Source organism: Paenibacillus puerhi (genome assembly GCF_009846885.1).
Lineage (GTDB): Bacteria > Bacillota > Bacilli > Paenibacillales > NBRC-103111 > Paenibacillus_G > Paenibacillus_G puerhi.
In genome coordinates this window covers 61,859-88,687 of the sequence record NZ_WUWM01000002.1, presented here as the reverse complement: position 1 = coordinate 88,687, position 26,829 = coordinate 61,859, and the positions used below count along the sequence as shown (strand labels likewise).

27 protein-coding genes and 1 riboswitch are annotated in these 26,829 nt (G+C 48.5%); of the genes, 12 read left to right on the top strand and 15 right to left on the bottom strand.

The window, feature by feature from the left end; translation table 11 throughout:
- Window positions 1–322: 322 nt before the first annotated feature.
- From GSF01_RS02200 to GSF01_RS02140, 13 genes are all read right to left on the bottom strand, one after another.
- On the bottom strand, window positions 323–1,249 hold the full coding sequence (locus GSF01_RS02200) for an alpha/beta hydrolase (RefSeq protein WP_159881392.1): 927 nt from the start codon (window positions 1,247–1,249) through the stop codon (window positions 323–325).
- 65 nt (window positions 1,250–1,314) lie between these two features.
- Complete coding sequence (locus GSF01_RS02195; RefSeq protein ID WP_159881391.1) at window positions 1,315–1,725, bottom strand: MerR family transcriptional regulator; 411 nt, start codon at window positions 1,723–1,725, stop codon at window positions 1,315–1,317.
- Window positions 1,726–1,770: 45 nt separating this feature from the next.
- Complete coding sequence (locus tag GSF01_RS02190) at window positions 1,771–2,913, bottom strand: phosphodiester glycosidase family protein (RefSeq protein WP_159881390.1); 1,143 nt, start codon at window positions 2,911–2,913, stop codon at window positions 1,771–1,773.
- Between the two features lie 115 nt (window positions 2,914–3,028).
- Window positions 3,029–4,837, bottom strand: a complete 1,809-nt coding sequence (locus tag GSF01_RS02185; protein WP_159881389.1) for a putative bifunctional diguanylate cyclase/phosphodiesterase — start codon at window positions 4,835–4,837, stop codon at window positions 3,029–3,031.
- Between the two features lie 76 nt (window positions 4,838–4,913).
- Window positions 4,914–5,036 carry an AgrD family cyclic lactone autoinducer peptide gene (locus GSF01_RS02180; RefSeq protein ID WP_159881388.1) on the bottom strand — a complete coding sequence of 41 codons (123 nt, stop codon included), beginning with the start codon at window positions 5,034–5,036 and terminating at the stop codon, window positions 4,914–4,916.
- A complete protein-coding gene (locus GSF01_RS30290) occupies window positions 5,033–5,596 on the bottom strand; it encodes an accessory gene regulator B family protein (protein ID WP_159881387.1) in 564 nt (187 codons plus the stop codon). The genes GSF01_RS02180 and GSF01_RS30290 overlap by 4 nt, the downstream gene beginning before the upstream one ends.
- Complete coding sequence (locus GSF01_RS02170; RefSeq protein ID WP_159881386.1) at window positions 5,597–6,268, bottom strand: hypothetical protein; 672 nt, start codon at window positions 6,266–6,268, stop codon at window positions 5,597–5,599.
- A gap of 112 nt (window positions 6,269–6,380) precedes the next feature.
- Window positions 6,381–6,710, bottom strand: coding sequence for a CPBP family intramembrane glutamic endopeptidase (locus GSF01_RS30285; RefSeq protein ID WP_407945737.1), 330 nt, complete (start codon window positions 6,708–6,710; stop codon window positions 6,381–6,383).
- A 1,220-nt stretch (window positions 6,711–7,930) separates the two neighbouring features.
- Complete coding sequence (locus tag GSF01_RS02160) at window positions 7,931–8,581, bottom strand: hypothetical protein (protein WP_159881384.1); 651 nt, start codon at window positions 8,579–8,581, stop codon at window positions 7,931–7,933.
- A gap of 381 nt (window positions 8,582–8,962) precedes the next feature.
- A complete protein-coding gene (locus GSF01_RS02155; protein ID WP_159881383.1) occupies window positions 8,963–9,265 on the bottom strand; it encodes a hypothetical protein in 303 nt (100 codons plus the stop codon).
- Window positions 9,266–9,628: 363 nt separating this feature from the next.
- Entirely contained in the window at window positions 9,629–10,276 is a 648-nt protein-coding gene (locus tag GSF01_RS02150) for a hypothetical protein (protein ID WP_159881382.1), read from the bottom strand.
- 1,495 nt (window positions 10,277–11,771) lie between these two features.
- Window positions 11,772–12,434: a helix-turn-helix domain-containing protein gene (locus tag GSF01_RS02145; RefSeq protein WP_159881381.1), complete on the bottom strand. Its 663-nt coding sequence runs from the start codon at window positions 12,432–12,434 to the stop codon at window positions 11,772–11,774.
- 246 nt (window positions 12,435–12,680) lie between these two features.
- Entirely contained in the window at window positions 12,681–13,346 is a 666-nt protein-coding gene (locus GSF01_RS02140) for a helix-turn-helix domain-containing protein (RefSeq protein WP_159881380.1), read from the bottom strand.
- A gap of 163 nt (window positions 13,347–13,509) precedes the next feature.
- On the opposite strand from GSF01_RS02140, the gene GSF01_RS02135 reads away from it, so the two are divergent.
- The 8 genes from GSF01_RS02135 (at window position 13,510) to GSF01_RS02100 (ending at window position 21,865) form a co-directional block, all read left to right on the top strand.
- Complete coding sequence (locus GSF01_RS02135; RefSeq protein ID WP_159881379.1) at window positions 13,510–13,947, top strand: hypothetical protein; 438 nt, start codon at window positions 13,510–13,512, stop codon at window positions 13,945–13,947.
- Between the two features lie 119 nt (window positions 13,948–14,066).
- Window positions 14,067–16,106, top strand: a complete 2,040-nt coding sequence (locus GSF01_RS02130) for a glycoside hydrolase family 15 protein (protein ID WP_159881378.1) — start codon at window positions 14,067–14,069, stop codon at window positions 16,104–16,106.
- Window positions 16,103–17,332 carry a glucose 1-dehydrogenase gene (locus GSF01_RS02125; protein WP_159881377.1) on the top strand — a complete coding sequence of 410 codons (1,230 nt, stop codon included), beginning with the start codon at window positions 16,103–16,105 and terminating at the stop codon, window positions 17,330–17,332. The genes GSF01_RS02130 and GSF01_RS02125 overlap by 4 nt, the downstream gene beginning before the upstream one ends.
- A 154-nt stretch (window positions 17,333–17,486) precedes the next feature.
- On the top strand, window positions 17,487–17,945 hold the full coding sequence (locus GSF01_RS02120) for a disulfide oxidoreductase (protein ID WP_159881376.1): 459 nt from the start codon (window positions 17,487–17,489) through the stop codon (window positions 17,943–17,945).
- 192 nt (window positions 17,946–18,137) lie between these two features.
- The gene (locus GSF01_RS02115) at window positions 18,138–19,229 is read left to right on the top strand and encodes a polysaccharide deacetylase family protein (protein ID WP_159881375.1); all 1,092 of its coding nucleotides are present in this window, start codon (window positions 18,138–18,140) and stop codon (window positions 19,227–19,229) included.
- Window positions 19,230–19,397: 168 nt separating this feature from the next.
- Window positions 19,398–20,207 (top strand): glutamate racemase, encoded by an 810-nt coding sequence (gene racE, locus GSF01_RS02110; RefSeq protein ID WP_159881374.1) that lies wholly within the window; start codon window positions 19,398–19,400, stop codon window positions 20,205–20,207.
- 71 nt (window positions 20,208–20,278) lie between these two features.
- The gene (locus tag GSF01_RS02105) at window positions 20,279–21,478 is read left to right on the top strand and encodes a M14 family metallopeptidase (protein ID WP_159881373.1); all 1,200 of its coding nucleotides are present in this window, start codon (window positions 20,279–20,281) and stop codon (window positions 21,476–21,478) included.
- 153 nt (window positions 21,479–21,631) lie between these two features.
- Window positions 21,632–21,865, top strand: a complete 234-nt coding sequence (locus GSF01_RS02100) for a hypothetical protein (protein WP_159881372.1) — start codon at window positions 21,632–21,634, stop codon at window positions 21,863–21,865.
- 18 nt (window positions 21,866–21,883) lie between these two features.
- Here the strand turns inward: GSF01_RS02100 and ytvI are convergent, their stop codons facing one another.
- Complete coding sequence (gene ytvI, locus GSF01_RS02095; protein ID WP_159881618.1) at window positions 21,884–22,999, bottom strand: sporulation integral membrane protein YtvI; 1,116 nt, start codon at window positions 22,997–22,999, stop codon at window positions 21,884–21,886.
- Between the two features lie 231 nt (window positions 23,000–23,230).
- Between ytvI and GSF01_RS02090 the strand changes: the two genes are divergently transcribed.
- The 3 genes from GSF01_RS02090 to GSF01_RS02080 all read left to right on the top strand — a co-directional run bounded on the left by GSF01_RS02090 (window position 23,231) and on the right by GSF01_RS02080 (window position 24,550).
- A complete protein-coding gene (locus GSF01_RS02090; protein ID WP_159881371.1) occupies window positions 23,231–23,533 on the top strand; it encodes an iron-sulfur cluster assembly accessory protein in 303 nt (100 codons plus the stop codon).
- A gap of 29 nt (window positions 23,534–23,562) precedes the next feature.
- Entirely contained in the window at window positions 23,563–23,784 is a 222-nt protein-coding gene (locus GSF01_RS02085) for a DUF1450 domain-containing protein (protein WP_159881370.1), read from the top strand.
- A 279-nt stretch (window positions 23,785–24,063) separates the two neighbouring features.
- Window positions 24,064–24,156: riboswitch (cyclic di-GMP riboswitch) on the top strand.
- Between the two features lie 94 nt (window positions 24,157–24,250).
- Window positions 24,251–24,550 carry a hypothetical protein gene (locus tag GSF01_RS02080; RefSeq protein ID WP_159881369.1) on the top strand — a complete coding sequence of 100 codons (300 nt, stop codon included), beginning with the start codon at window positions 24,251–24,253 and terminating at the stop codon, window positions 24,548–24,550.
- Between the two features lie 263 nt (window positions 24,551–24,813).
- On the opposite strand, the gene GSF01_RS02075 is transcribed toward GSF01_RS02080, so the two are convergent.
- The gene (locus tag GSF01_RS02075) at window positions 24,814–26,010 is read right to left on the bottom strand and encodes a THUMP domain-containing class I SAM-dependent RNA methyltransferase (protein ID WP_159881368.1); all 1,197 of its coding nucleotides are present in this window, start codon (window positions 26,008–26,010) and stop codon (window positions 24,814–24,816) included.
- A gap of 129 nt (window positions 26,011–26,139) precedes the next feature.
- On the opposite strand from GSF01_RS02075, the gene GSF01_RS02070 reads away from it, so the two are divergent.
- A complete protein-coding gene (locus GSF01_RS02070) occupies window positions 26,140–26,781 on the top strand; it encodes an O-methyltransferase (RefSeq protein ID WP_159881367.1) in 642 nt (213 codons plus the stop codon).
- Window positions 26,782–26,829 lie beyond the last annotated feature (48 nt).

Sequence of the window (26,829 nt, the reverse complement as noted above, 5' to 3'; positions counted from 1 at the left end):
TATTCCCTTAAATTCAGCCGTGGCAGCCGATTTCGCTTCCGTGGAACAATGGAAAAAAACGGCTCTGTTCGCATTAAAAGCGAAAGAGCCGTTCTTCGTTTTTCTCTGGATTTCTCGAAATAGATAGGCAAGTCACTAAAAAAGAGGTTTTGACATCTGCAAAAAATCTAGATTTTATGTACATATGAACATAAGTAAGAATAATCCCTTATACACTGTCATCGTATTCCAAAAAAGCAGCCCAAGATTAGAAAACTGGTCTTGCGTTGCTTTTTTTGGAATTCATTACACTTCCGTTTACCGATAATAAAAATTCCCATAGTCAACAAGGCTCCGAGTCCAGACAGCTTTGTACAAAGCGGCCAATATGGTCAATGGCCTGCCGTGCCTCGGGCAGCAGGTAGGCCAAGCCTTGAAATACGCTCCACATCTGTTCCCAAACCTCCAGCGAGACGTCAACGCCTGCCGCTCGGGCTCGCTCTGCCAATCGGATCGCATCGCTCAATAACACCTCATGATCGCCTACTTGAATCAGCAGTCGAGGCAGGTTCTTTAGTTCCAGTCGTAAAGGTGACAACAAGGACGGGAATTCCCCCGACCAACCTCCCAAATAATCAGCCAGTATCCGCTCGCTGCTCTGCTTACTTCCCGTAGGATCTAGCTCCGCACGGCTTTGATACGATTCGCCGTCCAGATGCACCAGATCCGTATGCGGAGAAAGGAGAAAAGCACCTGCCGGAAGCTCTTCACCCGCGTCCCTCAAGGTAAGTAAGGTCATAAGCGCAAGTGTAGCGCCGACGGAATCCCCTCCGAACACCATGTGGCGGGCTGAGTAACCTTCTTCCAATAGCTGACGGTAGACATGCATTGCATCCTCATTCGCGGCAGGGTATCGATGCTCGGGGGCAAGACGGTATTCAAACGTGAGTACCTTGACGCCGCTGGCTTTGGCAACTCTTGCCGCCAAGTCCCGATAAAATTCGCAAGTGCCTGCAATAAATCCCCCGCCATGGAAATAAAGGATGACCCGCTTTTCGCTTACTGGCAGTCGGCTGGCATCGCTTACCCACTCCCCGGTTAATTGCCCGAAGGAGGTTTGTTCGATCCGCGTATAGGGAAGCTGTGGGAATCGGGTGGCTGCAGCGGCGAGATCTTGGCGTATCTGCTCCGTTGATTGGGTAGCGTAATGGCTGGTTTGCTTGAGGTGGCTCTTGATCGCCATCAGTTGGTCGAGGCTGGTTTTTTCCAAAATAAATACCCCCTACAAGGTTGAATAAGGCCATTATAAAGCCTGTAGGCGGGTACAAGGTCAAGCTATGAGTTTATGTTCAAGATCTGCAGAACCTCTTGCACCTCGGGATGCTTTTCCGCTGCCTGAAGACTGGATTTCAAGTCGGACAAGAGCTGCTTCGTGCGCTCTCTAGCGGCTATCTCCCGGTTGAGGCTGTCGATCTTTCGCTCGATCACGTTTACAAAATCTTCTATACGGATATGGGAGGCTTCCGATTGGGTCAGAGCCTTATTAATTTCCTTCAATGTAAATCCGCAAGATTTGGCATTTTTGATAAAAGCAAGAAGATGCAGCACTTCTTCCGAATACAGACGATAGCCCGAGTCGGTTCGCATTGGAGAGGGGATCAGCCCATGCTTCTCGTAATATCTTAGAGTTTCCGCGTTCACATTAGCTTTCTTGGCGATTTCACCCCGCAGATAGCCTTCTTTCATGAGTTATCCCCTCTTAATAACGGTCAAGGTTCTAGCCGCCTGCTGCTACCACTTCGACGGATCAATCTTGCTCGGATCAAGGCCCTTCCAAATGTTCTTAATCTCGACATTCTCGGGTTCCTCGAACACAAGCCAGGCTGTAGGCAGATATCTTTCCCCATATTCGCTTGAAGGCTTGTTTACAATCTTGTCGTCCACGACAAGCACGCTGGAAGAGCCGCCGTCCAGATTGGCTGCGGTGACGGCGCCATGCTCCAGAAACACCTTCTGGATGTCGAATAAGGTGGCGCCGATGCTATGAGCGGGCTGCCTGCCGTCGATGATGGCGAACATGATCGTGCCATCGGCCTTCTGGGCCATAGCCGTCCGGGGAGCAATCCCCCAGCCATCGGCCTGATTCTTGATCATCCCGACTCCGTTGACGATGAATTTCGGGGCGAAGGTGACCGCCTCTTGAACGCCCATATCCAGAAGCTGCTTAGGCGTGTACTTCCCCGCGACCATCCGGCCGTCCTTATCGATCCCTACGATATGATTGGACGTATTCATCGAGCCGTCATTGTAATAGATCGTCCCCCCGGACATCACCAGTCCGGTCGGCTGGAAGCCGTTGCCCTTCCACTCCGGATCGACAAACCCTCCGGCGTTGACCCCGGCCTTGGCTCCGAGCCGCTTGACCATGCTGGATACCTTCTCGCCTTTACCGGCCGTACCGGGTACAGCGATGCGCAGCATCTTAGGATCATGAACGATCAGAAGCTTGCCCTTGAAGTTCGTGCCCTGGATATCCTCGATCTCGATAGCGGGCTTCGGTTTCTCCAGGACGACAGTCGGCTTGTCCTCCACTTGGACCAGATCTTCATTATCCTTGAGACCGGAATAGGCATCGAACTGTGTCCAATAGCGGTTAACGCGCTTCTCGAGTTCGGCGCTGCCGATCATATACTTGGCCCAATGACGATGCTGGGTCGTGATCAGCGTGTCCGCCATCATGAACCTTAGATCCGTCCCGGGCTTCGTGAGGAAGAACCAGCAGCTGAAGGCCATGCCGAACAGCATGAGAACAAATAACGTATAGAAAAATAACGTAAGTAAGGGGGAGGAACGGCGTTTAACGGCCGACTTCTTAGCTTGTGAGGCTGCACGCTTGACCTGGATCCCGGTATTGCCGGGCACTCTCGAAGACATGATTCCATTCCTTCCTTTATACACAAAATGAGCCTGTTTGAAACAGGCAGGTTTAGAGCTTTTACGTATACAACGAAAAAAAGAGAAAAAGGTTGCACATGGCGGGCCTTTTTCTCTAATTCAGATACAATTGCTTGTTTTCCTGAATCAAATCCTCGAATTCTCGGGCAGGCATAGGCTTGCTGAAGACATAGCCCTGAATTTCATCGCAGCCCTGGGAAATCAGGAACTCCAATTGATCCTGGGTCTCAACGCCTTCCGCCAAAGACTTGATCTTTAGACGATGACTCATCGCGATCAGAGCCGTGACGATAGCCGCATTGTCTTCATCTGAGGTCACATCGCGGATAAACGATTGGTCGATCTTGAGCGTATGGACGCGGAACCTTTTCAGGTAACTGAGCGAAGAGTAACCCGTTCCGAAATCATCGATCGAGATGCGGACCCCAAGCTCCTTCAGCTTATGCATCGTATCGAGAATATAAGGGACGTTGTTCATGGCTATATTCTCTGTGATCTCCAGACAAAGCAGGTCAGGAGCCAGCCCGGATTCTTGCAAAGCATCCACGACGATCTGAACGAAGTTCATCTGATGAAATTGAATGGCCGAGATATTCACGGACACGACAAGCGGAGCATAGCCGAGACGCTGCCACTCCCGGTTCTGTCTGCAGGCCTGCCTGAGCACCCAGTTGCCGATAGGAACGATCAACCCTGTTTCCTCAGCCAAGGGGATGAATTCTCCTGGGGACACCATCCCCCATTCGGGGTGATGCCAGCGAACAAGGGCTTCCATGCCAAACACCGAACCATTCTTCAGATCGACGATAGGCTGGTAGTAGACAGCGAATTCCTTTCGTTCCAACGCTTTACGGAGATGGATTTCTAGATTCAGCCTGTGCATAGAACGCTTATTCATATCGGGATGATAATAGTGAAAGGAATTGCCGCCTTTTTCCTTGGAACGGTACATGGCGATGTCTGCATTCTTCAATAAGGTATCCACTTCGATCCCATCATGAGGATACAAGCTGATGCCGATACTGGCAGTTACAAAAAGCTCTTGACCTTCAATAATGAAAGGTTCCTTCAACAGCTCCGGGATGCCTGCGGCAAAATGGGCAGCCTCATCCGGATGCGCGATATTCGTTAGCAATATAATGAATTCGTCCCCGCCGAAACGGGCTACGATATCTTTATCATGAACATAGCCTTGCAGTTTCTGGGCCAATCGCTGCAGGAGCTGGTCGCCTACGTGATGTCCGAGCGTGTCATTAATGACCTTGAAGCGGTCGAGGTCGAAGAAAATGACAGCCATCGCACTTCCGTTCCGTTCGGCATCGGAGAAACAAGCCTTCAGCTTCTCATCGAACATCAGTCGGTTAGGCAGATTGGTGAGTGCATCATGGTAGGCCATGTGCTGAATCTTCTCTTCAGCGCGCTTGCGCTCGTTGACGGCCCGAATGGTCGCGTACGAACGAAGCAATTGATAATCATTGGTCTCGCTAATAATCCGGGAAAACAGTTCTTCGTACACTTCGGGATTGTGGTCTGTAGCCGTGTTGTGGGCAGTTTTGATCAGTTGCAGGGCATTATCGACGTGTTCTCTGTGGATTCGAGCGGCGGATGCGGTTTTAGGCCTTTTATTAGGTTCGGTGCCGAGGTAGAGTAGACCCTTCCTGGAGTCGTACTCCTTGACATGATTCATGTTGACGATATTGGCGCTGTCCAGCTGTCGAAATCCGTCCTCAAATAGCCATTCTTCTAAGTTGTCGAAGGAGAAGTCTAGATAAAACTGCTCGTCTTGGGTGTGAATGATAATTTCGCGTTCGCGGATGCGATCGATCTTGACCACATCATTGGCATCGATAACGAGTATCTCGGAACCTCTCTTACCGTCGCGAGTAACCGGAATTTTCTGCATGGTTGAAGATCAGCTCCATAAAATGAAGATGCGGCTGACAAGCAGGACTTGTCAGCCGTGGGCTTAATAACGAACATTATTTCCTGAGAAGTTCAGCGGGAGTTTCTGGGCGGTGAGAGAAGAAACAATTTGTTCCAACAAAGAAGGTTGCAAGTGCCATTAAAATAGAGTTCGCAACGATGGCCAAACGAGTCTTCATGTATGATGCCCCCCTTCAAAGTAATCTTTAATACTATATGCAACTTTAGTAGTAAGTACTGCCTGAATAAAGTATATCATAGAAAGGGAAGGAGATTGAATCCAAAAATTTAATAAAACAATTATACAGGAGATTAACTTTAAAATAGGATAGTATCTCTCCGATATCCTACTTACTCCTTTTATTCCGTTGGGAGCAGTTATACTAAGAATTATTAGTGAAATGAAATTCAGTATTTGTCCCCAGCCTTGATACTGAAAGAAAATATGGCTAGAAATCAATATTACTATGGATGAAAATATTGAACAATGTACAGAGGAACTAAGATGCATGCCTCCACTGACGTACCTAATAGCTAGAAATGCAATTATAGTAATAGTTGTTTCAAATATATGATTCGTAAAAACGGAGACTATCAACGAAATAATAATAGCAGAAAGAGTGTTAATGAGTGTTATCAAGGAATAGGTGAGAACTGATTCTGAGTGAGCTGCCGGGTAGTTATTTCTAATGGAAATAGCAAGATACCTAGCAGTACGATCTATGAGGTTAGGATTCATTTATTCACCTTTTCTTTTCTCCAATCGTGCTCTGCGTTCCTTCCAGAGTTTGGTATTATGTTTATATGAAAGATAGATTGCAGTAACCATTATAAGACCAAAAATGATCGGAATAAGTATGTTAAATAAATTAGATGTAAGAGAGAGGGTTGTGAGTTGGAACATGACAACAGCAATTATTAGAACGGCTGATAGATAAAAATTGTAGCCGCGTAGCGAATCTTGAACCGTAAAATGAAATCCTATTTTTCTGCGTTGTAGCAAAAACGTAATCAACAATAACAGCACTCCTGTAGGGAATTGTACTAAGGCGCTATTATTTCTGGTTTGCTCAAAAGTGAAAACATTAAAATTTGTTTCTAGCCAAAGAACGGTAAGTTCTACTGTCCCAACGCCTAATAATCCTATTATTCCTACAAAAAAAGAAAAAATCAAAGGTAACCTAAAAAATATCATTATTAAAATAATTTCTATTATGAGAGTCGGAATTAAGGCAAAACTGGTTTGGTGTAAGAAGTCTCTTATGTAAATAAAGACAAAGGACATGGACAAGGCAATCAGCAAAATTTTATGAAGATAGAATTTAATGGGTAACCGAAATGCAGATAATGTAAAAATAATTGCTGCTGCATATTCAAAAATAAAGAATGGTAATTTGATCCATATACTCATGGAAAGGCTCCTTAAAATTTATATATTAAAATATTGCTCAATGGACTAATTTTAATATACTTACGATTACTTCTCAAGCAGAATTTTGTCGAAATTAGTCAACAATTAGTCTTTAATATAAAACATTCAAAGAGATAGAAATAAGTCCCGCAATGTTAAGAATAATATGTATGATTATCGTTGATAATATGGTATTAGATTTTTTATAAATAACACAGAGAATGTACCCTACGGCAAGATATCCAATAAATCTAGCATTATTTAGATGCATGAGGGAGTAAATTAGTGAAGAAATGAAGGCACTCATAAAAAATGGAAGATACTTATTGAGGTTCATAAATATTATTTTTCTAAAAATAATTTCCTCTATTATGGCACCTGTAATAATATATATAGGAACTATAATATATTCATGACTTATATTCTCAGATGTAGTGTTCATTTGACCAAATATCAAGGAATTTATTGCTTGCACTGGAAGACAAAGCGATAATCCAATATACACCCAAACGTAGAGACTTCTATTCTTTAAAAGATTAAAATCATAACGTATCCATTCCTCTCTACATAAATAAAAAATAAATAAAGTTGAAAATAATGGGTTGAAAATTATAACATATTTGTTTGAAAACATCATACTAATTGATGTTGCGATAATAAAAACAATACAAATTAGTAAAGATCTATTAGGGGGATTATACATTTTTAAGCCTTCTTACATAAGTGAATTCTTTCTTGCTACAAAATTTCAAAATTCAAAAGGAAACGTAAATCCATTCTTAAAGTCTTTAATATTCAAGCTAAGGGGGTACTTCCTCGGAACCTCCTTCGCCGATTCAGTAGAACTTCAATATATTATATACTTATAGTGTCTATTCTATAAGAGTAAATGGGGAAAATAAATAGGTTTTTCTAAAATTATTTTTATATTTTTTTAACTACATTGACATTTAGTTGTATGTATAATACGATTATCTGTTCATTTTGATTCAAAAGTGGTTAATGATCCCACTCATCTCTGTATAAAAGGTAGGCAATGAATACGACAATCATGGAAACAAAGAAAACGTTAAGTAACATCCAATCTATGTAATGATAAAGAGCAAAAGTAAGTGAAAAAACACCCATAATTCCGGACGTAAGTATCAGTACAAATGTAGGAGAAGCCAATCTTATAAAATGTTTATCTAGATATTTCGAAGGGAGAGTGAACCCAAGGCGAAATTTATATAATAGTGCTGTAGTACAAATGTTAATTACCCAGATAAAAAGGCTTGGTAATATAGCATTCTCTCTTGCTATATCTACAAAATTAGATTGACCGATTTTGCTCCAACTCAGATACAACAGCAATTCGAATAGCATAGTGTAGATATTGCTAATAAGTGTGAGAATTATTGAAAATAATATACGAAATCTGAATAGTAGGGTAAGGCATACAACGAAGCAAATGGTTTGGATTATTGTTGTGAAAGCATTCCAATCGAAAAAGTGAATGCTTGTGGAAACGCAGGCCATAAAATTAGAACTGAGTAGAATTGGAGAAGTATGTTTTTTGAAAGATACGCGAAACATGGTTAGACCTAGCATGAAGACAGAGTACCAACATGCTAATGAGGCCAAGTAGAGTCCAATATAGTACAAGTCTCCTCTTCCTTTCAACTAATTATCCTCTAATTCCTTTCGATAAGATAGAAAAAGTACAATAGTCCAACATACTGTAAAAGAAATTATGATAGGTAGTAGCAAGTGGTTGGTAAAATATACCGAAAGATTGAACATTCCTAGAAAAAGTAAAAGACCTAGTGCCAGTATAAACCATGTTCTTGAGAAGGAGAGCCGTTTCAAGTCGTTTCCAGCAGATGGTGCTATAAATGAAAAGCCTATACGAAATCGTTGAAGGATATAATACAGACACCATTGATGCAAAGCCATGAAAAGGCATGAAATGAGATAATCATTCTGCTGATAGAATAGTGCAGTTTCAATATGGAAACCAGCTGTTAGAATATTGTAAAGAATTTCGGATATTACCGCGTTAGCAAAAATAATTACTGAAATCAAAATAGCATGGAAGGGGCGCAATTTAAAAATCATCCGAAAACAAATAGTCAAAGAAATGGGGTGAAGTATCCCAAATAAATAAGCTTTTTCATAATACTGAACAATAACAGACATTATGCTTAATAAAATTATGGCTACCAACATCTGAATCATATGCCTTGAAGCCCTCATTCTGCATAGTGCTAATCCGACGGAAAGCAAACCGCCCCACAAAAAAGGGTAGGCCAATATATACGAAATGGTCGTCATGATAAATTCCTCTAATTCTACTTTTATTCTTGGATTTCCTTGGCCTAACAAACAATGCTCAAAGTGACAAAGGATACAAACTAGAGATATGAAAAATTAAATGGAAAAAGTGAATAGGAACAAGATTCAAAAAAGCAGAGACTCACTAATAGTCAACCGCAGTGTGGAAAGGGAACGATTAATTAATCTATTTGGTATAATGTAGCAAGGTCTGCTGCATATTGAGTCCGGCAAGCAAGCCTTTTTTGGTTGACAATTGAATGGTAGTCAAGGATTCGTTAGCCAAGTTTACCGGTTTAATGGATGATACAGATTGATTTCATGATTATTCTGATTATGAGTCTATTTCTGTTCTGGTAAATCAACAGGCATTGAAGCGGGTCAGTGTTCCATTTCGTTTTTTAGAATAATATATGCAACGAGTGCAATTAGCATGGAAGCAAATAAAACATTAAGCAACATCCAATCTACATAATGATAAAGAGCAAGGGCTATTGAAAAAACACTAAAAATTCCTACTATAAGTAAGAATAAAAGTTTTGGAGTAGCCAGTTTTATGAGATGTGAGTCTACATATTTTGACGGAAGAGTGAATCCTAAACGTAGTTTATGCAATAGAGCTGCAGTTAGAATGTTGTTTCCACAAATGAAAATACTTGGTAAAATAGCATTTTCTTTTGCCATTTCAAAAAAATCCGATTGACTTAATAGGCTCCAGACCAAATACAAAAGTAGTTCAAAAAGCATGATAAAAATATTACTAATCAGCGTAAATACGATTGAGAACAAAATGCGAAATCTAAAAAACACCAACAGACATGTAGCGAAGCATAAGGTTTGTATTAATGTCGTGAAAGCGTTCCAATGGAAATAGTGGATACTTGTTGTGATACCGGACATTAAAATAGAACTAACCAGCAAAGGTGACATATAATTTTTGAAAGATACGCGAAACATTGTTAAACCTATCATGAAGACAGAAAACCAACATGCTAATGAGATCATGTAAAGCCAAAAAAAGTACAAGACTCATCTTCCTTCCAATAATTAATCCTCTAGTTCCTTCCGATAGGATAGAAAAAGTATGACTGCCCAACAAACCATAAATGAAATTGTGACAGGTAACAATAAGTGGTTGGTAAAGTACACTGAAATGTTGAACATGCCTAGAAAGAATAATAGTCCTATTGCTAATATAAACCATGTTCTTGAGAAGCTAGGTTGTTTTAATGCATTTTCTGCTGAGGGGGCGATAAATGAAAAGCCAAGCCGAAATCGATGAAGTATAAAGTATAGTCCTAAATGATGCAAAGCCATCAGATTGCTTGTAAGGGTAAGATCATCTTGTTGATAAAAGAGCGCCTGTTCAAAATGAAAGCCAGCAATAATGTGATTATATAGAATTTCGGATAAAACACCGCTGACAAAGATAAATAATGATACTAGGAAAGCATGGAAAGTGCGCAACCTGAAAATGAGGCGAAAACATAGGGTTACAGCTAGGGGTTGAAGTATCCCGAATAAATAGGCCTTTTCATAAAACTGGACGGTTACAGACATAATGCTTAATAAAATAATGGCAACCAACAATCTCTTTTTATGTTTGGACATCTTCATTCTGCATAAGGCTAGCCCTAATGAAAGTAACCCGAACCATAAAAAAGGATAGGCAAATATATACTCAGTAGTCGTCATGATTAAATCCCTCTAACCTATTAATCTTTAATTTCCTTGCGATAAGAAAAATACAATAAGATGACCCAATGGACAATAGTCAAGATGATAAAGGGCACAAATAGAGATAAGGCAAAATAGATGGCAAGATTTAATAAGAGTAAAATACAAAGAAAACCGATACTCACGTACAACCAATCACACGAATATTCATTTTCGGCAATGGGGGGCAACCGAGAGGGTGCTTTAAAAGAAAATCCTACTCGAAATTTATGAAGCAAGAAATATAGGATGACATGAAAGCCGGTCATCAGAACAGGCATGATGGCAAGAACGTTTCGCTGGTTAAGGAGAGAACGTTCTAAGTGAAACCCGGCAACGAACAAATTCAATAATGTTTCAGATAGTCCTCCACTGGCAAAAACACTTAAGGCTACCAGAAAAGCGTGAAAGAGTCGGAACCTGAAAATCCGCCAATAACATAAAGTCATAGCGATCGGCTGCAGGAGACCGAACCAATGAGCTTGTTTGTAGTAATGGACTATTACAGCCATTATGGTTAAAGGTACAATGGATAGGACCAGCTGTAGCTTATATTTCGAAACTTTAAGTCGGCATAAAGCTAACCCAAATGATAAGACGGAAGCCCATAAAAACGGATAAGCAAATAAATAAAAGGTCACTTTGCAAAATCCCTTTCCTATGTAAATCATACAGTTAATGAATGCTGATCTGAGTGTAAGGGATTTTCTAGGACTTGCCAATATTTAGTTTCACTTCTTAACAAATTCCACACAAAAGCCTTCAAGCTCCCGATCCCGGCCTTGAAGGCTTTTCTTTATTCTAGAAAGACTATTCGCTTATTCATTTAACTCTTTCCGATAATACAGCAGTAAAAGTGCGGCTCCAATAATCATGTAGCTGAGTATAAAAATAAGAACCAGATGAGAATGGAAGTAAATACTTAGGGCTAGATTCAGGGATAGAAGGAATCCCAGGACCAGTAAGGACAACCAGAGCCTAGGCATCTGATCTAGCTCTGTTCGTATTATCCGGGTCGAAAGGAATGAAAACCCCCAACGAAGTCGATGGAGCATCGCGTACATAACAAAGGCGGTTGCGGGCAGAAGGAAAAAAATAATCAGCCTGTCGTTTTGATAATAAAAAATGGTCTTCTGTAAGTCAAAGGAAGCCAAGATGAGATTATACAAATATTCCAATACTACAAAAGAGGCATACACGACAGCAATAACAAGCACAGAGTAAGAGAGTCGGAACCTGAATATATACCATAGGCATAGGATTAGACAGACTGGTTGGACGGAACCGGTCAAAAAGGCCAAGTCATTGATCTGCAGCGTTACCGAAATCGTGGAAAGCAGAGTAACGGAAACGAGCAACGGATATAGGAAATCCTTAACCTTCAGCCGGCACAGGCCTAACGTCAAAGTAAGAATCCCCCACCATACGAACGGATAACAGACCATGTACAAAGCCGGAGTCATCGGGATCATGATTACACAGGGTCCTCCACGGAAGAAGCCACTCTTCCTGTGCTTGGCTTGCCTATCGAAAACTCCAGGCTTTTGTTGGTATTGTTAGCGACATAGCGCCTCAGCAGCGCATGGTACTTCTTCTGGCGCAGGGCGGATATGGTAACCTCGGCCCCGGTCCCTTGTTCATCGAAGTAAAGCTTGCCCCGCTTCTCGTCATACTTGCGAATATGATGGAAATTCACATACAGATCGGCATCCATCTTGCGAAAGCCGTACTCCTCCAGCTTGTCCATGAATGTACTGAAATCCAGCAAAGAATCCACATTCCGGGCGACCAGAGAATCCTCCCAATGATACACAATTTCCTTCAAACCGATCTCGATGTACTGAACATCTTCCAAGTCGAGCTCTTCTATAAACCCTTTGTGGCTTACAACATCCTCGCTGCTCAGATGCCCGGCTTTAATCATCAGCTCGGTATACGGGTAGCTATAGGCGATAGACAGCTTCTGCAAGGTATCTGGCGAAGGTGTAATCCGGTCATTGGTGGAGCGGTTGCGCTCCAGCTCCAGATCACGTATATAAGCGTGAGACAGCCCGCTTTTTTTGGCTACCTCGCGAAGAGACATAGAGCCGCGAAGCGACTCGAGAAATTTTCCAAAGTCAGGAATAGGTTGACCCATGAGTGATGCCCCCTTTCCAATCATTGTAAAGGAGTCGCGATAAAAAATAAATACCTTGTTCCTACATTAGAGGTTTATATTTCCATAGAACGGCGGATAAATCTACAGAAAAAGGCGAAAAAGAGACGGAACACTAGAGAAGCCTCGTGTGTTCCGTCTCTTTTTCGCCTTGTAAAACGAATCGTTAACTTGGTCCATTCAGGTATATTTGTCCTTGCTCCGCCGTAAGCTTTACTAGAGTAGTAGTTATACCTTATCTTCTATCACCTGAACTAGCTGTCCGTTGTTGTTTTTCCCGAACGCGAACTCCAGGCTTTTATTCGTGTTGTTGGCCACATGCCGGATCAGCAGGTCATGGTATTTCTTCTGCCTTAAGGCCGCGATAGTCACGCAAGGTCCTTCTCCCGCATCGTCGAAATACAGCCTGCCGCGGCGCTCGTCGTACTTCCGAATATGGTGAAAGCTAACGTACAGGTCGGTATCCATCTTACGGAAGCCATGCTCCTCGAGCTTGTCCAGGAACGCGCTGAAATCCACCAGAGAGTCGACACTACGGGCGATATCGGAGGATTCGCTGTGATAGACGATCTCGTTCATTCCGATCTCAATATAACGTATATGAGCCAGATCCATATCGTCTTTGGCGCTTTGACGGCCGGTTAATACATCTCCATCGCTCAGATGGCCTGCCTTCACCATCAGTTCTGTATAAGAATAACCGTAGGCCCTGGACAGCTTCTGCAAGGTATCCGGAGACGGTGTGATGCGATCATTGGTCGAACGGTTGCGTTCGAGCTCAAGGTCCCTGATGTAGGCGTGGGACAACCCGCTTTTTTTGGCAGCTTCGCGCAATGACAACGAGCCGCGTAAGGATTCTAGAAACTTTCCAAAATCAGGAATAGGTTGACCCATCCTGGCTCACCCCTTTCACAACCATTGTAATGGACGGCTGCACGAAAATAAATAGTAATTCTAAAAAAATGTTAATCTGGTTAAATAGTACTTGACTGCATGTAATACCGATAATACGATGAATAATAGCAGCCTTTTTAGGTCTGAAGGGGGAGGACGGATTATGAAAGACAAGATGATGAATCGTTGGAGTACATATGAACCCTTCTACGTGCCTTTTAATGGTTACAAGGTGGCGGATATTGTCATCACCAGTCATGCTATCAGCAGATGGACAGAACGGGTGGAGTCGGATGAGGTGACAATTGAACATATATGTGCATTTTTGTGGGATAAATTAAAGAATAACCGTATACAACCTTACTATGCCAATGAGAAGGATGTCTATCTCATCGATGAGGACCTGGTGATGGTTGCTGAATTCATGGAATTAAAGCAGGAGACCGACATTGCCGGCAATCCGCTGCACAAGCTCATCGTGGTTACTTTTCTTGGACGGATCTCGCAGGACATCCAGCTGCGCGATCTGAAGGCTTATTACTCCTGGCTGCGGCATTCCCGCCGGATGACACTGGTTAAGCATGGACGTAAACGCAGGTAGCCCTGCTCTGTAGATTGAGCCAGTTCCTTAGGAGCCGGCTTTTTTTGTTTTCCGATCTGTGCATAAATCGATTCTTGCTGAGGGGAACTTAGAAAGAGCAGGAAGGAGATGAACTGATCATGGCAAGAGATTTGCCGATAGGCAACGGTAATGTGCTGATGAATTTCGACACGCACTATAATTTGCGCGATATTTATTTCCCCTATGTAGGTCAAGAGAATCAAGCTGTGGATCATTTGTCGCATTTTGGTATATGGACGCAAGAGGATTTTTTCTGGATTGATCATCCCGAATTTCGCAAGCAAGCCACCTATCTGAATGACTCGATGGTGACCAATGTGGAATGCGTCCATGATCGTCTGGGATTAGGCGTGGTGCTGCGCGATGGGGTCGATAGCCAAGAGAATGTTTTCCTGAGGAAGGTTGTCTTGACCAACCAGTGGAAGACCGAGCGCAAGGTAAAGCTGTATTTCCATCTGGATCTGCATCTGTACGGCAACGGAGTGGGAGATACGGTGTACCTGGACCCCGATCTGAACTCCCTGGTGTTCTACAAGGGCCACCGGTATATGACGTTGTCCTGCAAAGGGGTGGAGGGAAAGGAGTCGTCCCCAACCTCGTTTGCGACAGGACAGAAGGAAATGCACCGGCTGGAAGGGACATGGCGCGACGCCGAGGACGGACAGCTGGAACGCAATCCGATCGCCCAAGGGTCGGTGGACGGTACGGTGGAGCTGGAGCTGACCTTACTTAGTGAGGGAACGGCGGAGGCGTGGTTCTGGATTTGTTTTGGCCGAAGCCTAAACGAGGTCACCCAGCTGGAGCGGCTGGTCCGCTCCTCGACACCGCATGCTCTGCTGCAGCGTACTTATAATCATTGGAAGCAATGGCTGGAGCAGGACCGTCACGACCTGGGGCTGCTGGATCCCGAGCTCGCTTCGTTCTATAGGCGAAGTCTGCTCATTATCCGCTCCCATACGGATAACCGGGGTGCGATCGTAGCAGCCAACGACTCGGACATTATGAAATTCGCCCGCGATACGTATTCGTACATGTGGCCGCGGGACGGCGCCTTGATCTCTCACGCTTTGGACCGATCGGGCTACTATACATTGACCAGACGATTTTTTAACTTTTGCCGCAAAGGCTTGTCCGAAGACGGCTTCCTGCTTCATAAATACAACCCGGACGGATCTCCGGGCTCAAGCTGGCATCCCTGGATCAATGCCCGCGGGGAGAAGCAGTTCCCGATTCAGGAGGACGAGACGGCTCTGGTGGTGTATACGCTGTGGCACCATCACAGACTGGCCGGCACGATTCAAGATGCGCGCGGCGACTACGAGTCATTCGTCATTCCGGCCGCGAATTTCATGGCTGGCTACAAGGATGCATCGGGACTGCCGCTGCCGTCTTATGATCTGTGGGAAGAGCGTTACGGCGTACATTTATTTACGGTCTCGAGCGTCTATGGCGGGCTCATGGCCGCCGCTGCTTTCGCGGAATACTTCGGAGACCAGCTCCGCGCGCTCAGATATCGTGAAGATGCGCTTCGAGTCAAGCAAGCGGCGGAGAAGTACTTGTATTCCGAGACGGAAGAACGTTTCATCCGCTCCTTGTATTGGAATGCCGAGACGGAGACCTATGATCCGGATCTTACCCTGGACGTTAGCATGTATGCGGTGTTCGACTTTGGTCTTGCCCGAGCGGAGGACCCGCGCGTAACGGCCACGATGAAGGCGATCCGCGAGAAGCTGTGGGTGAAGACGGAGGTGGGCGGTCTTGCCCGCTACACCAACGACTATTATCATCAGGTGACGAAGGATGTGGAGCGCGTTCCCGGAAATCCTTGGTTCATCGGTACCTTGTGGTATGCGGAGTATGTTATCGCTGTGGCTAAGGATGAAGATGGTCTGAAGGAGGCTGAGGAGCTGCTCCGCTGGACGATCGGTCACTCGCTTCCATCTGGGGCATTGGCTGAACAGGTGCATCCTTATACGGGGGAACCGTTATCCGTTTCGCCGCTGACTTGGTCGCATGCTTCGTTCGTCAAGGTGGTGCAGGAATATGTCTCGAAGCTCAAGTGGTTCCGGCACCAGCGTAAAGGTACGGAGGACGTAAGCGACGAGAAGATCCTCCAAGCAGGGAGGCCGCGGACATGAGAGCGGTGATCGTGACGGGATTGGCACCGGCGGCCGGGAAGGGTGAGGCGTCCGAAACGCCAAAACTGGAATGCCGTGAGGTGGAGCGGCCACGGCGAAGGTCGGCAGAGGACGTGCTGGTACGCGTGCTGTGCGTAGGTCTTGACGGGACCGACCGAGAGATCATGACGGAGAAATATGGCGTGCCTCCGGCAGGCGAAAGCTCGCTGATCATCGGTCACGAATCGCTTGGCATCGTGGAGGAGGCAGGCCCCGGCGCCGGACTGAGCCCGGGCGATATCGTCAGCGCGCTGGTGAGGCGGCCGTGCGCCGAGCCCTGGTGCGTGAACTGCCGCAACGGAAAGCAGGATTATTGCGAGAGCGGCCATTATCTGGAACGCGGCATCAAGGGGGCTAACGGCTACATGTCGGAGTACTATGTAGAGGATGCGCGCTACCTGGTGAAGGTCCCGCTTGCCCAGCTACGCCACGGCGTGCTGACTGAGCCGCAAAGCATCGTGGAGAAGGTGTGGGATGAGGTGCAGCGCATCCAGCAGAGGCTCGTCTGGCAGCCGAAGACGGCGGTCATCCTAGGCTCGGGACCGCTTGGACTGCTGGCCTCGCTCACCTGCCGCTGCCTGGGACTGGAAACGCTCGTCTGGTCAAAATCGGCAGCCGACTCTGCCGCGGCCGATATCGTCAGGCAGTGCGGCGCGGAATTCCAGCAGTCCGATTCTTGGAAGGCCGAGAATGGGCAAGGGTCTCAAGGAAACCTCACAGAGTCTGCTGCATCCGGACTGATCGCATTCCTTCAGTCGAAAGGAAAGCAGGCCGATCTCATCATAGAATGTACGGGCTATAGTCCGCTTGCCTTCGAGTCCATGAGAGCGCTGGGACCCAATGGCGTCCTGGCCCTTCTGGGCGTAACGCCGGGCCAAACCCATATAGAAATTCCAGCCGATCTGATTAACCGGGAGCTGGTGCTGGAGAACAAATGCATCATCGGCTCGGTCAATGCGTCGCGGAAAGACTTCGAGACGGGATTGTACCGGCTCAAGCGGATGGAAGAGCTGTTCCCGGGAATTCTGGATCGGCTCATGACCGACCGTCTTACGCTGGAGCAGCTTACCGAATTGGATTTTACGCAAGTAGGCATCAAAGCCGTCGTCGATCTGGTGCCGCCTGACGAGTGGGCCAAGCTGGCAAGACCTGCTGAGAAGGAAGTAGCATATAGTTTCTCAGTATGAGGAATAGACGGCTTTTGAACCCCGGAAACTGTAATTCAAACGTTAAGCCCGGTTGGATTCCTGTCCGATTCGGGCTTTTCGGCATTCTTTCTTGCAACTAATCAATAGTGATATAATAGAGTAATTCCAATGGATTTATAAAGGGAGAGACGCTATGAACTGGAAACCTTTCATTCGCGAAAACGGCTTACATTTGTCCTGGGTAGTTGCGCTTGTGGCGACGCTCGGAAGCTTGTACTTCTCGGAAATATTGCAATACGCTCCGTGCAAGCTATGCTGGTACCAGCGGATTCTGATGTACCCGCTCGCTATCATCCTTGGCATTGCCGCTGTCCGCAAGGACAAGCGCATCTATCTGTATGTGCTTCCTTTGTCGGTATGGGGGGCGGGAATCTCTCTCTATCACTACCTGATGCAGAAAACGGAGCTGTTTCAAGAAGGCGCAAAGGCTTGCGGTCTGGTGCCTTGCGATGTCGATTATATCGACTGGTTCGGCTTTGTGACGATCCCGTTTCTTGCACTCACAGCCTTCGTGCTGATCAGCGTGGTCATGGTGCTGCTGTGGGCAGCAGGACGGGGAGAAGCCGGGAAAAACGCTCGTTCAGAGGGCTGATGCCTCTTGTTCCAGCGGGGCCTCCCTGACTTCATGGACTTGCTTGCCCGCATCAGGGAGCCATGGGGCAATCATCAGTCGCCGCAGCTGTCGATTATCGAGTATACTGGAGCTTAGATGAACCTTACATAAACTACGTACCCGCCTTGCTGCAAGCTGTGCGGCAAGGCTCTCTGCGACTGAGGAGGCACCATGACTAGATACATAAGAATCGGGTTGACATGCGCGGCGCTGGTCTGTGTTATAACGGCTTGCAGCGATGGCGGCAACGGCAGCGGTAGCTCGGGAGCGCCGATTGAGCAACCTGCGCCGGCCGCCCCGACGCAGCAGCGTGTAAAGCCTCCAAGTGAGGCCCAGGTCGTCCCCTCCCCGCCGGTGACCCCGGTTACCTCGGGAAGCGGGAATGGGAATTCCGCGCCGGATGGAGCTGGAGGAGCGGGGCTTGAGACGACCAAGCCAGTTGAGTCCAAGGAGAAGCCCGCTCCGAGCCCTTCCCCGGATACGGCAGCCGGCTCGGTGTATGGAGCGACCCGCAATCCGGCAGGCGCCGCAGTCGGATCGAATGCGACCAAGCCTCAGGAGCCAGGGAGCGGAGACCGGAAGCAGCTATCGTGGTACTATATGAAAAAGTCCAAGGGTCAGGTCCCGGGTTTTCCGGGCGAAACCAAGACGTTCGCGGACAGTATGAAGGCGCTGTGGGTCGGCACCGGGAAAAAGGTCTATTTGACCATCGATACGGGCGGAGACCTCGGAGATATCGATACGCTGGTGAAGGCGCTCAAGGACAATGACGCCAAAGCCAATTTTTTTATCGCCGGGTACAATGTTAAGAAAAATCCCGATTTTGTGCGGCAATTGGTGAAGGACGGCCATCTGGTCGCCAATCATACCATGACGCATACGGATATGAATCTCCAGACGGACGACCAGGTCCGCAAGGAGATCAAGGATTACGAGAAGCTGTACAAGGAAGTAACGGGACAGGACATTCAGCCATTTTTCCGTTTCCCTTACGGCCGGTATAACAAGCATTTGCTGGAGCTTGTATCCGGCATGGGGTACACCTCGGTCTTCTGGTCCACGGCGATGCGGGATTGGGAACCGAGGAAGAACGGAGCCGAGGACCCGTATAACGATATTATGAATAATTTGCATGACGGCAATATTATACTGATGCATCAGGGCTCCCCGGAAAATATCCAGGCGCTGGACCGGATCGTTAAGGCGATCCAAAAAGCGGGCTACACGCTCGCCCTTCTCGATGACATCGAGCCTCCCAAGTAGAAGGGACGGATAGAACGTAAGCCTGCCGTCACGAAGCCCGGAGAGCGGGAGGATGCCGGGGCAGCCGCGCAATAGGCGTGTCCATGGTGACCGTTACTCCCGGACTTACATATTCTGTAGAAGCAGCATCCAGTCTTACACATCCTATGATGAAGGAAGCGAACATACGTGCAGCAAGCGATTGCCATACTGGATTCAGGGGTCGGCGGACTAACGGTGGCAAAGGAAGTTTTGCGCCAACTGCCGCAAGAAAAAATCCTTTATTTCGGCGATACCGCACGGACGCCTTACGGTCCGAGGCCAGCTGAAGAAGTCATCCATTTTACGCATCAAATCGTCGATTATTTGCTCCAATATCAACCGAAGATGATCGTGATCGCTTGCAATACGGCGACTGCTGTTGCGATTGAAGAAATCAGATCGAGGCTGTCGATTCCGGTGATCGGCGTCATCCATCCGGGGGCCCGTGCAGCTATCAAATCAACCCGTAACCAATTCGTCGGCGTGATCGGTACGGAAGGGACGATCCGAAGCGGTGCCTATGAACAGGCGCTGCGCCAAATATCGCCGAGCATTCAAGTGGTGAGCAAGGCTTGTCCGGAATTCGTTCCTTTGGTCGAACGCGGGCTGTTCCGCACAGATCGGACTACTCAGGTGGTGGAGGAAACCTTGCAGGAGTTGAATGGCCTGCCGCTGGACTGTCTGATTCTCGGCTGTACGCATTATCCGTTTCTGGCCGATGCGATCGGCAACGTTATGGGGCCGCAGGTCAAGCTGATCAGCTCCGCAGAAGAAACGGCACGAGAAGTTAGCACGATCCTGTACCACAAAGGCATGCTGGCCAATAGTCCGGTTATCCCTGTCCATCAATTTTTCTGCAGCGGGGACCCGGCGATGTTTCGCATGATCGCCCAGAGCTGGCTCGGGGAGCAGATCCGAGTAACGCCGGTCGTCTGGCGGGTTCCGAATATAATATAAATGTCCGGCATATGTTGGAGAAACGCATGCCGCTTGCGGCATGGGTAGGATGCCGGAGGTGGGTAAGAGGTATGACATTCCTTTATGTGATCAGACGGGGAGACACATGGGAGCGTATCGCGATGCGGTACGGCCTGCCGGTGGAACAGTTAGTCGGGGCGAATCGCGAGCTTAGGGAACTTAGCGGAATGAAGCCCGGGGCCACCATTCGTATTCCGATATTGCCCGCTTGCAGCTACACCGTGCAGGCCGGGGATACGCTCGAAGAGGTGGCCCGGATCTTTCGGCTGGAGCCCGCCCAGCTGCTGGAGGTTAATCCCGATGTCCACCCGCGTCGTCTGCGTATTGGACAAACTCTGACATTGCCGCGGCTGTACGGCATCGTCCGCGCCCAAGATGGCGTCTATGGCTATAGGGAGCTCACCTCCCAGCTCGATCAGCTTCAAGAGGAGTTTCCTTTTATTGAAGTTGGTTCGATAGGCCGAACCGTGCTGGGACAGCCGATTCCCTACATCCGGATCGGGCATGGGGAGCGGGAGGTGCATTACAACGGTTCCTTTCACGCCAATGAATGGATCACTTCGCTGCTTCTCATGCGTTTTGCCGAGCGTTATGCATCGGCTGCAGCCAGCGGGAAGACCTTGGCGGGCAGCGATGCCGGGAAGCTGATGGAGGAAACCTCCTTATGGATCGTGCCGATGGTCAACCCGGACGGTGTCGAGCTTGTTCTGCGGGGAGCCTCGCCCGAGCATCCATACTATGAGCGGCTGCTTGAGTGGAATGGAGGGTCCTCCGATTTTACTGGCTGGAAGGCCAATATCCAAGGCGTGGATCTGAATGATCAGTTTCCTGCCTACTGGGAGACCGAGCGTGACCGCCGTGCCAGGCCGGGACCCGGACCACGTGATTATACGGGGCCGGGCCCGCTATCCGAGCCGGAGGCAAGGGCGATGGCCGACTTTACGGCTAGCCGGAACTTCCGTCTAGTGATGGCATTTCATACTCAGGGCCGGGAAATTTATTGGAATTACCGGGATTTCGAGCCGGTGGAGGCGGCTCCGCTGGCCGCACGCTTCGAGGAGCTGAGCGGCTACCGCGCGGTGAAGCTCACAGGTAGCGATGCCGGTTACAAGGATTGGTTTATCCGGGAGTACGGCCGGCCGGGCTTTACGATTGAAGCCGGCTATGGGGTCAATCCTTTGCCTATCGAGCAGTTTGGGCTTATCATCCGCGAGCTGATGCCGCTTCTTATCGAGGGTCTGGTCATATAAACAGGAAGACCGCTGGAATATGGATTCCGGCGGTCTTCTGCGTTGAATCGAGTCTCCCTGGGAGTCATGGGATCTATCTGAGAGATATCCGTCACATTAGGGAGGTTTTGGGGTATGATAGGTTATACCGATGGAAGGGAGGGTGACTGACTTATGTGGAAGAGAATCCTATCGCTGCGACAATGGGGGCATGTCTTCCGGCGGATCGTCCCGCTGCTCCGATCGCGCCGGGTGCCGATAGGCGAAAAGCTATTATTTGCCGTGCCCGCCCTCGCCTATTGGATAGCCCCCGATCTGCTTCCGTTCATGCCGCTTGACGATATTGCCGTTACGATGCTGCTGATGAACTGGTTCACCGACCGTGCAGAACGTAAGTACGGTGGATAGGCCTTCTATCCAAGGGGCTTATTTATTGACAGCAGGCTCGGTCGTTTCATATTCTTCCGCAGGCATACGGATCCATTTCTTCAGGTATCCCTGCTCATAAAGCGCCTTGATCAGAATGATCAGCACCGGGGACAAGATCAATCCGGCCACTCCGAACAGCTTCAGAGAGATGATCATGAAGGCGAGCATCGTAAAGGCCGATACGCCCAGTGAATCGCCGGTAATCTTGGGCTCCAGAATCTGCCGGACCCCGACTACGAGAGCAAGCAGGACGGTCAGCCAGATGGCCAGCGTCGTCTGTCCCACGACGAGCAGGTAGATGATCCACGGGATAAACAAGGTGGATACCCCGAGCAGCGGGAGCACGTCGAAGATGGCGGACAGCAGCGCGATGGAGAAGGCATTATTGACGCCCAGCGCGAGCAGCGCGATGAAGATGACGACAAAGGTGATACTGATCAGTTTGGCCTGGGCCTTTATATAAGTGACGATGCCGAGCAAAACGTTCTCCCGGAGAAAGTGGAAAGCCAGTTTGAACGTACGGGGCGTTTTCTCCGAAGCGACCCGCTTCCAGGACTGGATTTCGATACTGAGAAAATAAGCCAGAATGATGCCAATGACGAAGTTGACGACAAAAGTGGAGAACGAGGTTAGCATCCGGAACAGCTCTATTAGGAAGTCCCGTGCTATAGTCGTAGCCTTTTGGATAATAACGGTCGAATATTCCTTGGCCTTCTCCACAAGGTCCACGTCGACAGGAAGTGATCCCATCATGGATTGCAGCTGCCCGGTGCGGTTGATGAGCTCCTTCTCCAAAACGACGGCATAATCGGGCAGCTTGTCCGCCAGTCCGATAATTTGAGTCGTGAATATAACTCCCGTACCGGTGATGATGCCCAGGATTACGATGATAAACACCAGGGTGGATATGGCCGCTGCGATGGACTTGGGCAGTCCTCTCCGATGAAGAAAGCGGGCCAAAGGCTCGTTAATGAGGTAAATGACGAACGCGATGAAAATCGGCTTGGCTATGTTGTACACGTAACTGAACGCCAACATAAACAAATACACGGTCAACACAAGCAGCGCGATATCGAAGATCGTCTTGTAGTACTTGCGGTAAAACGAAATCATGGGCTCACCTTTGCCTTTCCGGTCGGGTCGGCATCTGCCGCCCAATGCTTCATTATCTTCCTGCTTGCTGCCTTTGCTCACGTCCTTCCATATTAAAAGACATGGAGACTCTTCGCAAGCTACTTTGCATTACGAGTACGCCGAATGAAGGTTTCATCCGCGTGCGGTTGCTTTCGTCGCAAGGTTTTTATACAATAAGGAGAAACGCAGAGTGGGAGAAGTGACAGGACGATGAAATGTAAAATTTCAAGGAATGCGGCCAAGGTGCTGCTGGCCGAGATCGATAAGGAAGAGAATAAAGAGCTGAAGCTGCGCGTCTATATTACGCATAAGCATGGCGACCATGCCCACTACGGCATGGGGATGGACACACCGACCGATCAGGACGAGGTCGTAACAACCGATAGCGGGATTGAGGTTATTCTGCAGAAGGACGAGCCTTTGCTGGATGGCGTCCGCGTGGATTACTTCTATGTGCCGGAAGAAGGGTTTGCCGTAACGAATCCAAGCAAGGGCAATCACGGGGACCATTGATCAGGCCGCGCTAAGAAAGGGATGGCCGCATGGCTAACGATATACGCGTTTGCGACAAATGCAAGCATATGAAAATGAAAACGGCGGTGTCCAAGCTGCAGAAGCTGGCGCCGGACGCCGATATTAAAGTGGGCTGCAAGTCATATTGCGGCCCATGCTCGCGCTTTGCGTTCATCTTCATCAACGGACGCTACGTGACTGGCCAAACCGAGGATGAAGCGATTGAGAAGGCAAGTAAATATGTGAAGTAGAGCTTCAACCTAATCCCTGGGACTATTGTCTTGGGGATTTTTTCCATGTGGATAATGGAGGGGGAAAACTGGGCCAAAGATGGGCCGAGGGTCCAGGAAATGGAGCCAGGGTTCAGTCGTCACCTGGATTTTTGAGAGCGAAAAGAGCCGATTTCCCTAAAAACAATCCGAAAGTCCCGAAATTTATCGAAAAAATAGTCATAAAGAATTATATATACAAATGATCCTATCTCTTATTCTTAATAAAGAACAAGGAATGAGTGAAAAACGACTCGAACGTGCTCGAAAAAGCAAACCGGGCGAAAGCCTGAGTACGCAAAGCTAAAGGGGCTTAGGCGCTCATATGGAGCGTGATGCCAGCCAGCTGCCGAAAGGACGGAGCGAATCTTGCGCTATACGCGTAAAGCGGCTCCAGTACGAATACGGGAGTCGTTTTTTTGACGTAAATGGCAGGGAGGAATAACCGATGGTTAATCAGGAACGAATCATCATGAGCAAGCAAGGGTTCTATACGAAAATCGGCGGCGATTTCATCGGCGTATTTTTGTCTCCGGAAGGTCCGAAGCTGTTTGTGAATAAAGAGGTTTACGAACTGTCGAGTCCGGACTGGGATGTTGAGATGATCCGTGGGCAGAGCCGTCAGATGATGACCTTCTATTGGAAGGGCGAGGTTAAGCTGTCCGTCCAATGTGAAGCCGAGCATGATATCTTTCTTCCCCTGTTCGACTATTTGATGTGCCGGCCGAAGAGGCTGAAGCACGCCTGAACATGCATGAAATGGGATAAGATCCGCATTCTCCATACAGCGTACGGAATCCGGATGTCACATCTTGAGGTGGGACTGACCGGCTCTGTGGGCTGTTTTGAGGCGGGTCTTTTTGCGTTTGACGGAAAGTAGAAACGAAGAGATGCGCTAACCGCCTGCCGGCTGGTTGCTTAGCTAACGATCAAAGCCTTTGCCGCTCCGGGAGAATCAGGAGCAGACAAAGGCTTTGGGTTGTTCGGTCAATAGCTGTTATCACGAGGGGATTAGGTTTCTTTGCGTCCGTTCTCTTCCGCCTGTCCCGCTCCCTTGCGCCAGCCGTACAACCCGCCGGGTGCAAAGAACTGGAACAGATTGCATTCGATCCGTCCGTTGAACAGCTTGCGCTTCTTGTCGGCATGCCGCCCCACATAGTGCTCAAGCTGCTTGCTTGGACTGAGCAGGTAAGCCGACCAGTTCGGCAGCTGCTTGTACATATGGCCGAATTGGCGCAGGGCGCGCTCCACTTCGCCGGAATCGCCGAGCCGCTCGCCATAGGGAGGATTAGTCAGCAAGCAGCCGTAATCGCCGGTCGGGAGCGCTTTGCCCACCGGAATCGTCTTGAACGTCAGATCGTTAGCCAGTCCGGCTGCTTTGGCAGCAGCCAGGGCAACCTCGATGGCGCTGGCGTCGATGTCCGAGCCGCCGATTTGCAGCGGAATATCGTCCTTAACCGAGTCGTAGGCTTCTTCTCTGGCCTGCTCCCAAAGCTCTTCCCCGATAAGGGGCCAGCTCTCCGAGTTAAAGCTGCGCCGCAGGCCCGGAGCAAGATTCCATCCGATCATGGCTGCCTCGATAGGAATTGTTCCCGAGCCGCAAAACGGGTCATACAGAGGCTGCTGGGGCTGCCAGCGGCTGAGGAGCACCATGGCGGCCGCCATCGTTTCCTTGAGCGGCGCTTCGGTCACCAGCTTACGGTAGCCCCGCTTATGCAGTCCGGGTCCCGTCGTATCGAGGGTGATCGTCGCGATGTCGTTCAGCAAGGATACCTCGATTACGTAGCGTCCGCCCGTCTCCCGGAACCACTCTGTCCCGTAGCGCTGCTTCATGCTGTCGACAACGGCTTTTTTCACAATCCCTTGGCAGGCGGGAACGCTGGATAACTGAGATTTATGGGAACGTCCTTCAACGGGAAACTCGCCGTCCTCGGGTATCCAGTCGGCCCAGGGAAGCGCCTTGACGCCCTCGAACAGCTCATCGAAGGATTTGGCTTCGAACTGGGCCATGCGGACAAGTACCCGGTCGGAGGTACGAAGCCACAGATTGGATCGGCATATCGCCAGCAGGTCGCCGGTATAGGTGATGCGGCCGTTCTCCACGGTGACCTGGTCGTACCCAAGCTCCCGCACCTCCCTGGCCACGACGGCTTCGAGGCCCATGGGGGAGGTTGCAATCAATTGAATAGTTGGGGAATAAGACGTCATAAGATATTCACTCCGAATCGGACCGAGTTGAACTGCTTGTCACAAAACCATACAATAACCTAGTATAGGCGATTCCCGATGATTATACAACGCAGAGGGTAGAGCCCTGGATGAGAGGAGTGGGACTAGATGACGGCTGAAATGTCGCAGGAGCAATATGCCGAGAGCCTGTTTGGACCTGACGAGGTGCTGGAGAAAGTGACGGCGGCCATTGCTGAGCGGGGCATGAGGGATATATCCATCGCGCCGGGTTACGGCAGACTGCTGACGCTGCTCGTGAAGTCCGTACAGGCGCGCGATGCGCTGGAGATCGGAGCGCTCGGAGGATATAGCGGGGTGTGCCTGGCAAGAGGGCTAAAGCCTGCAGGAAGGCTGGTATCCCTGGAGCTGGTACCCGAATATGCCGAGCTCGCGCATGCCAGCCTGAAGCTTGCCGGATTCGGCGATCAGGTGGAATATCGCGTCGGAGAGGCGCTGGATAGCTTGCAAAGACTTCATGCGGAAGGAAGGCAGTTCGATTTCTTCTTCATCGATGCGGATAAAGGCAATTATCCGAACTATCTGGATTGGGCAATCAAGCTGGCCCGCCCGGGGGCTTTAATTGTGGGAGACAATACCTTCATGCGCGGCAAGACAACAAATCCGATGGAGAAGGGCAATGGCGTGACGCGTTTGCGAGAATTCAATGAACGGATCGCTCAGGACCATCGGCTGGACAGCGTTATGCTGCCGGCTTACGACGGACTTGCAATCGCCCGGGTGAAGGATTAGGGATAACCTAGCCGGCCGAACCCGCACCGCCGCAAGCGAAAAGACCCG

Excerpts from the sequence above, each read along its gene's own strand:
- GSF01_RS02195 (WP_159881391.1), bottom strand. The coding sequence starts at position 1,725 with ATGAAAGAAGGCTATCTGCGGGGTGAAATCGCCAAGAAAGCTAATGTG.
- GSF01_RS02190 (WP_159881390.1), bottom strand. The coding sequence starts at position 2,913 with ATGTCTTCGAGAGTGCCCGGCAATACCGGGATCCAGGTCAAGCGTGCA.
- GSF01_RS02185 (WP_159881389.1), bottom strand. The coding sequence starts at position 4,837 with ATGCAGAAAATTCCGGTTACTCGCGACGGTAAGAGAGGTTCCGAGATA.
- GSF01_RS02180 (WP_159881388.1), bottom strand. The coding sequence starts at position 5,036 with ATGAAGACTCGTTTGGCCATCGTTGCGAACTCTATTTTAATGGCACTT.
- GSF01_RS30290 (WP_159881387.1), bottom strand. The coding sequence starts at position 5,596 with ATGAATCCTAACCTCATAGATCGTACTGCTAGGTATCTTGCTATTTCC.
- GSF01_RS02170 (WP_159881386.1), bottom strand. The coding sequence starts at position 6,268 with ATGAGTATATGGATCAAATTACCATTCTTTATTTTTGAATATGCAGCA.
- GSF01_RS30285 (WP_407945737.1), bottom strand. The coding sequence starts at position 6,710 with ATGAACACTACATCTGAGAATATAAGTCATGAATATATTATAGTTCCT.
- GSF01_RS02160 (WP_159881384.1), bottom strand. The coding sequence starts at position 8,581 with ATGACGACCATTTCGTATATATTGGCCTACCCTTTTTTGTGGGGCGGT.
- GSF01_RS02155 (WP_159881383.1), bottom strand. The coding sequence starts at position 9,265 with ATGGCAAAAGAAAATGCTATTTTACCAAGTATTTTCATTTGTGGAAAC.
- GSF01_RS02150 (WP_159881382.1), bottom strand. The coding sequence starts at position 10,276 with ATGACGACTACTGAGTATATATTTGCCTATCCTTTTTTATGGTTCGGG.
- GSF01_RS02145 (WP_159881381.1), bottom strand. The coding sequence starts at position 12,434 with ATGGGTCAACCTATTCCTGACTTTGGAAAATTTCTCGAGTCGCTTCGC.
- GSF01_RS02140 (WP_159881380.1), bottom strand. The coding sequence starts at position 13,346 with ATGGGTCAACCTATTCCTGATTTTGGAAAGTTTCTAGAATCCTTACGC.
- GSF01_RS02135 (WP_159881379.1), top strand. The coding sequence starts at position 13,510 with ATGAAAGACAAGATGATGAATCGTTGGAGTACATATGAACCCTTCTAC.
- GSF01_RS02130 (WP_159881378.1), top strand. The coding sequence starts at position 14,067 with ATGGCAAGAGATTTGCCGATAGGCAACGGTAATGTGCTGATGAATTTC.
- GSF01_RS02125 (WP_159881377.1), top strand. The coding sequence starts at position 16,103 with ATGAGAGCGGTGATCGTGACGGGATTGGCACCGGCGGCCGGGAAGGGT.
- GSF01_RS02120 (WP_159881376.1), top strand. The coding sequence starts at position 17,487 with ATGAACTGGAAACCTTTCATTCGCGAAAACGGCTTACATTTGTCCTGG.
- GSF01_RS02115 (WP_159881375.1), top strand. The coding sequence starts at position 18,138 with ATGACTAGATACATAAGAATCGGGTTGACATGCGCGGCGCTGGTCTGT.
- GSF01_RS02105 (WP_159881373.1), top strand. The coding sequence starts at position 20,279 with ATGACATTCCTTTATGTGATCAGACGGGGAGACACATGGGAGCGTATC.
- GSF01_RS02100 (WP_159881372.1), top strand. The coding sequence starts at position 21,632 with ATGTGGAAGAGAATCCTATCGCTGCGACAATGGGGGCATGTCTTCCGG.
- ytvI (WP_159881618.1), bottom strand. The coding sequence starts at position 22,999 with ATGATTTCGTTTTACCGCAAGTACTACAAGACGATCTTCGATATCGCG.
- GSF01_RS02090 (WP_159881371.1), top strand. The coding sequence starts at position 23,231 with ATGAAATGTAAAATTTCAAGGAATGCGGCCAAGGTGCTGCTGGCCGAG.
- GSF01_RS02085 (WP_159881370.1), top strand. The coding sequence starts at position 23,563 with ATGGCTAACGATATACGCGTTTGCGACAAATGCAAGCATATGAAAATG.
- GSF01_RS02080 (WP_159881369.1), top strand. The coding sequence starts at position 24,251 with ATGGTTAATCAGGAACGAATCATCATGAGCAAGCAAGGGTTCTATACG.
- GSF01_RS02075 (WP_159881368.1), bottom strand. The coding sequence starts at position 26,010 with ATGACGTCTTATTCCCCAACTATTCAATTGATTGCAACCTCCCCCATG.
- GSF01_RS02070 (WP_159881367.1), top strand. The coding sequence starts at position 26,140 with ATGACGGCTGAAATGTCGCAGGAGCAATATGCCGAGAGCCTGTTTGGA.